This is a genomic window from Aquiflexum sp., assembly GCF_041749095.1.
In the GTDB taxonomy this organism is placed as follows: Bacteria; Bacteroidota; Bacteroidia; order Cytophagales; family Cyclobacteriaceae; genus Aquiflexum.
In genome coordinates this window covers 1-5,757 of the sequence record NZ_JBGTCA010000230.1, presented here as the reverse complement: position 1 = coordinate 5,757, position 5,757 = coordinate 1, and the positions used below count along the sequence as shown (strand labels likewise).

At 40.3% G+C, this 5,757-nt stretch carries 4 protein-coding genes and 1 pseudogene; 4 read left to right on the top strand and 1 reads right to left on the bottom strand.

The window, feature by feature from the left end; genetic code table 11:
- The 4 genes from ACEW8O_RS11180 to ACEW8O_RS11165 form a co-directional block, all read left to right on the top strand.
- A partial coding sequence (locus ACEW8O_RS11180; RefSeq protein ID WP_373494714.1) for a PKD domain-containing protein occupies positions 1-1,461 on the top strand: 1,461 nt, incomplete at its 5' end.
- Positions 1,462-1,473: 12 nt separating this feature from the next.
- Complete coding sequence (locus ACEW8O_RS11175; RefSeq protein ID WP_373494713.1) at positions 1,474-2,592, top strand: family 16 glycosylhydrolase; 1,119 nt, start codon at positions 1,474-1,476, stop codon at positions 2,590-2,592.
- 137 nt (positions 2,593-2,729) lie between these two features.
- Complete coding sequence (locus ACEW8O_RS11170) at positions 2,730-4,037, top strand: family 16 glycosylhydrolase (RefSeq protein WP_373494712.1); 1,308 nt, start codon at positions 2,730-2,732, stop codon at positions 4,035-4,037.
- Positions 4,038-4,293: 256 nt separating this feature from the next.
- Positions 4,294-5,301, top strand: a complete 1,008-nt coding sequence (locus ACEW8O_RS11165; protein ID WP_373494711.1) for a virulence RhuM family protein — start codon at positions 4,294-4,296, stop codon at positions 5,299-5,301.
- Positions 5,302-5,384: 83 nt separating this feature from the next.
- Here the strand turns inward: ACEW8O_RS11165 and ACEW8O_RS11160 are convergent.
- A pseudogene (locus ACEW8O_RS11160) lies at positions 5,385-5,757 on the bottom strand (2-succinyl-5-enolpyruvyl-6-hydroxy-3-cyclohexene-1-carboxylic-acid synthase); the annotation flags it as partial.

The window sequence follows — 5,757 nt, the reverse complement described above, 5'->3', positions numbered from 1 at the left end:
CTGCTGCCTGTGATTCTGTTGGTAGCATGTATTGAGGAGTACAGTTTAGATGCTACCACTCCTCCTGACCAAGCGGCGAGGTTTACTTTCCAATCAAGTCCGGAAAATGACAATATCATCAATTTCACCGCAGATCAGGAGTTCTTCCTGATGAAATGGGATTTTGGTAACGGTGCTACTGCAACAGGCAAAAATGTTACTGGGATTTATCCCTCTGCAGGAACTTTCAATGTCACCCTTACGATATTTGATAGAGGGGGAAGTGCAAGTACGACTTTGGAGGTTGTTATAGAACGGACAGACCCAACCTTGTTGGACAGACCTATCTTTAACTTATTGACAGGAGGGATTGATGCTCTGGAAGGAAAAACCTGGGTAGTTGATTCTGCCAGACTGGGCCATTTTGGAGTCGGACCAAATCCTATTCAGGCAGGAGGATATTTTCCTGAGTGGTATCAGGCACAGGCAAATGAAAAAACCGGAAGTGGCATGTACACTGACAGGTACACCTTTCACTTAAATGATTTTAAATTTGAATGGCAGACAAATGGGTTTGTTTACCTTAATGGAGCTCAAGGGCCTAATTTCCCGGGAGCATTTGACCCTGGTGTTGGGGACCTTTCAGCACCTTTTGTTTCTCCTGGAGGCTTGACTTGGAACATTGTAGAAGATGAGGGGGAGTTTCCTGTTTTGAATCTGACTTCTCCGGGATTCCTTGGATATTTTGCCGGGACAAATTCATTTCAGATTATACGTCTTGAAGAAAATGAAATGTTTATCCGTTTTATTGATCAGGCAAATGATGGTTTGGCATGGTATGTCAGGTTGATTCCAGAAGGATTCGATGGAGGTGGAGACCCTGACCCGGATCCAGATCCCGATACAGGAGGCGATATCGCTTTTAATCTTCAGGATTTGATTGGTAGTGGTGAAAAAGCTTGGAAACTCAAACCCGCAGCAGGCGCTTTTGGAGTTGGACCAACCCGGGGCAGTGATCAGTTCTATCCGAATGGAAATAACATTTCAGGTGAGCGTCCTTGTCTGTTTAATGACTTGTTCATCTTTAGAGAGGATGGTGAATTCGAGTATGATGCACAGGGTGACATTTTCGGAGAATTCTATATGGGATTGGCGGTAGAACAATGTCAGCCGGCATCCAACCTTGTAGGGACTTCCGGAGAGGCATGGGGTCCGGGAGTACATACTTTCAGTTTTATCGAAGGTACATCTACAGAAAATCCAAAAATCACCGTAACCGGAACGGGAGCATTTATTGCACTCCCTAAAGCATATAATGGTGGGGAATACAGCGCGGGCCCACCTGCTGAAAATAGATCAGTAACTTATGAAGTTATAGAATATACGAATGATGGGGGAAATGAAGAATTGACTATTTCTATTGATATCACCAATAATGGAAGTGTTTTCTGGACATTTGTGTTGATTCCTGATGGTGACTAAATGATGATTATTATGATGAAATTTAAAATGTTTTCTTATCTGATTTGCGCTTTGATGATGGTGTCATCATGCGGAGAAGAAGAAAAACAAGATCAGGTATTACTTCCTTCCAACCTTCAGGTTTCAATAATAAAGGAGCAAAATGGAACCGTAAAAGCATCTTTTCTAGCGGTAAATGCCAACTTCTACCGGGTAAATTTTGGTTTATCAAACACCATCGCAGAGCGGGCAACAGGTAATTCGGCTACCTTCAACTATCAAGAGCCCGGAACCTATACCATCACCGTTCAGGCGCATTCCACAGAATCTGATTTTATATCATCCACTGAATCGGTTACCATTTCGAATGAGGATCTTGGAATAGGAATTCCCAATGTTGGATATGAGAGTCCATTATCATATGAGGGTTACCAACTGGTTTGGCAAGATGAATTTAATGGAACCAACCTTTCCAATGATTGGATCCATGAATTGGGAGATGGATGTCCCAATCTTTGCGGATGGGGCAATAATGAGCTTCAGTTTTACAGAAGAGAAAATACTGAATTGAAAGATGGATACCTCATCATAAAAGCTGTTCAGGAAAGTGTAGGAGGTAAAAATTATACCTCCTCAAGGATAAAGACACAAGGTCAAAAATCCTTCACTTTTGGGAGATTTGACATCAGGGCTGTACTTCCCAAAGGCCAAGGGCTTTGGCCTGCGATTTGGATGTTGGGAGACAATATTACAGAAGTAGGGTGGCCTAAATGTGGTGAAATCGATATCATGGAAATGGTGGGCGGCAGTGTCAATGGACGTGATAATACTGTCCATGGTACAGTCCATTGGGACAATAATGGACAATATGCTAATTTTGGAGGTTCAGTTACACTTTCACAAGGTATCTTCAACGATAAATTCCATGTGTTTTCAGTCATTTGGGATGAAACTAAAATCGTTTGGCTTTTGGACAATGTGCAATATCACCAAATCGATATAACCCCTCAAGGATTGGATGAATTCAGAAAACCTCATTTTTTCCTGTTTAATGTTGCAGTAGGAGGTAATTGGCCCGGAAGTCCGGATTCCGGTACCAATTTTCCACAACAGATGGTAGTGGATTACATCAGGGTATTTCAGAAAAATTAAAAGTTGAATCAATTTAATAGCCAACCTGAAGAGGTTGGCTTTTTTAAATATCAATTCAGAAATGGAATAATTCCCATATGCCAAATGGTGGCTTAACAATAAGCTTTTATATCAGCCTTCTAAAACCTAAACTAACCATGAACAAATTTCAAAATACCTTCATCAAGCACACTAATTTTGCCATTATATTTTTGCTTTCCGGGCTATATTTTGGCTGCTCATCATCTAAAGAAACAGGAGAGGATGCTATCCAAAAGGATGAAAAAGAAAATCCATATATTTTGGTAGTTGAGGCTGAAAGCTTTCATGACCTGTCGAATAAAGCTCAGTTAAATCAGGCGAATGGAGGAGAATCTGTTACCTTATCTGAGGGTGACTGGCTGGCGATTGATGCGCATTTTGAAGAAGCAGGAAGGTATCGCGTAGAAGTAATGGGCTTACCTCTTGGTTCTGATACTTCGGAGGTTTGGGTAGAAGATTACTATGACAATCCTGATGGGAGGACTTATGATGTCACCGGAAAAATGACCAAAAACCCTTCTTCTGAAATCCAATCCTTCTCTGTAGAAGGAAGTCCTTTTAATAAAGGCCTTCACAAAATGAAGGTACATGTTTCAAGAGGTACGGTAGATATTGACAATGTGGTTTTCAGCTTGATAAAGCCTCACAAAGCGTCTCAGGAGATAGTGACACAGGATTATGTTGGCGATGCCTGGGAGTTGGTTTGGTCAGATGAGTTTGATGGAACAGAAATAGATCAAACTAAATGGACCTATGATTTTGGCAATTGGGGTTGGGGGAATAATGAGTTGCAGTACTATACTGATAACAGGCCTGAAAATGCCAGAATAGAAGATGGTGTTTTGGTCATTGAGGCAAGAAAGGGGGATTTGGGTAACAAATGGACTTCAGCAAGATTGACCACCCGTGGTAATGTTGCTTTTCTTTATGGCAAAATTGAATTCAGGGCTTGGGTACCCAGAGAAAGAGGGAATTGGGCGGCAGGTTGGACTTTGGGCAATTCATATATAGATGAAAAAGACTGGCCATACAGTGGGGAAATTGATATTCTTGAAAGTGTGGGCTATGAGGTGGATGATGAAACCGGAGATGGAATTGCCCATGCCACAGTTCATACCCCTGCCTATTATTTTAAAATCGGGAATCAGATTTCCAATACCAAAGATGTGAGTAAAATAGCTGCTAAATGGCATACTTATGCAGTGGAATGGACACCTACCGAAATCAACATACTGGTAGATGATGTGCCTTATTATCTGTATGATAAAACCGCCAATGAAAAGGAATGGCCCTTTAATATTCCTCAAAATATCATCCTTAACCTCGCCATGGGCGGAGGATGGGGTGGTGCCCAAGGATTGGATCCCAATATCACAAGTCAAAAGTTTTTGATTGATTATGTTAGGGTTTTCCAGAAAAAATAGTGCAGAAGCAATTAGATTAGAAAGACTAGTGAATTAAATGAGGAATCCATTTCATGTCATTCATTTTTTTATTCGATTATTCACCAATATTTGACCATGAGGAGGATTGAATTTTTTGTTGAAAAATTGCATTTGCTAAAAAAATTCTTCTGTGCTTGATCTATAAATAAAGATAGGCCAAGCTTAAAAAATGCAGGTAAATTGAATATTTTTATCGGAATAAACTATGAGGTGAATAAATTGTGTACCCAAGGCCATGGATAAATTTTTACTCTATAAAACTGAAAAAGGAGAAGTAAGGGTCGAAGTACTCTTGCAGGAGGAAACCCTTTGGCTTACCCAGAAGGCAATGGGGCATTTGTTTGGAGTAGAAGCACATACGATTACCTACCATATCAAGGAAATTTATAAAAGCATTGAACTTTCTCCTGATTCAACTACTCGAAAAATTCGAGCAGTTCAGCAGGAGGGTAACCGTGATGTTGAGCGAAGCTTGGATTTTTATAACCTTGATATGATTATTTCGGTGGGTTATCGGGTCAATTCATTGCAGGCTACACAATTCCGAATTTGGGCTACCAAAACGCTTAAGGAATATATTATCAAAGGCTTCGTGTTGGATGATGAGCGACTGAAACAAGGGAAGCAGGTTTTTGGAAAGGACTATTTTGATGAATTACTTGAACGAATACGTGAGATACGTTCGAGTGAAAGAAGATTTTATCAAAAAATAACCGATATCTATGCGCTAGCGGCAGATTATGAAAAAGAAGCTCCTGAAACTAAGGATTTTTTTGCATCCGTTCAGAATGCTTTACATTGGGCAATTACAGGTAAAACTGCAGCAGAAATTATATACACAGAAGCAGATGCTGCCAAACTGTATATGGGCTTAAAGACTTGGAAACATGCGCCTGATGGTAAAATCCTTAAGTCGGATGTGAGTATAGACAAAAATTATCTCAACGAACAACACATCGGAGAACTTAATAGAATCGTCTCAGCTTATCTGGACTTGGCTGAAAACAACGCCATCAGGGGAATTGTAATGCGAATGAAAGAATGGAAAGCATTTCTAGAGAATTTCTTAAGACTTTCCAGTTATCCAATATTGAAAGATAAAGGAAAGATAAGTGCTATTGAAGCCAAAATAAAAGCGGAGGGTGAGTTTGAAAAATACCGGACCCTTCAAGATAAAAACTATGAATCAGATTTTGATAAGCAAATAAAACGATTGAAGGGGAATAAATCTAGTGGCAAATAATTTCGAGAAAAACCTGCTTTTGACAATTGATTTTTACGCCCCACAATTTTAAAACAATTCGGAGCTCAGGCGTATCAAGATTTTTAACTTTCCCCTTCAAAAACCTTCTTAATTTCCGCTTTCAGGTTTTTCAGTATTTCTGCATTTTTGGCACTTTCAGACTGGATTTCCAGGATTTTGGGTATTGGGGATTTTTCGTAGAAGTTTTTCAGGCCGGCTTCAAGACTCAATTGGTCTGTGGCAAGGTGATATTCAAATCCGAAATCCTTGGCAAGGTAACCCGCACTTAATCGCTGATGGGTTTCAAAGTATTCTTCAAGTTCAGGTAGTCTGGCAGGCCCGTCGATCAATCTGAAGATCCCACCCGCATGGTTGTTGAGTAGAATAATCCTGAGGTTATTCACCTGGTAGTTGTGCCAAAAAGCATTTCTGTCATAGAAAAACGCCATATCTCCG

Bases quoted from the DNA above. Each gene is read 5' to 3' on its own strand.
- ACEW8O_RS11175 (WP_373494713.1), top strand. From the start codon at position 1,474: ATGATGAAATTTAAAATGTTTTCTTATCTGATTTGCGCTTTGATGATG.
- ACEW8O_RS11165 (WP_373494711.1), top strand. From the start codon at position 4,294: ATGGATAAATTTTTACTCTATAAAACTGAAAAAGGAGAAGTAAGGGTC.
- ACEW8O_RS11170 (WP_373494712.1), top strand. From the start codon at position 2,730: ATGAACAAATTTCAAAATACCTTCATCAAGCACACTAATTTTGCCATT.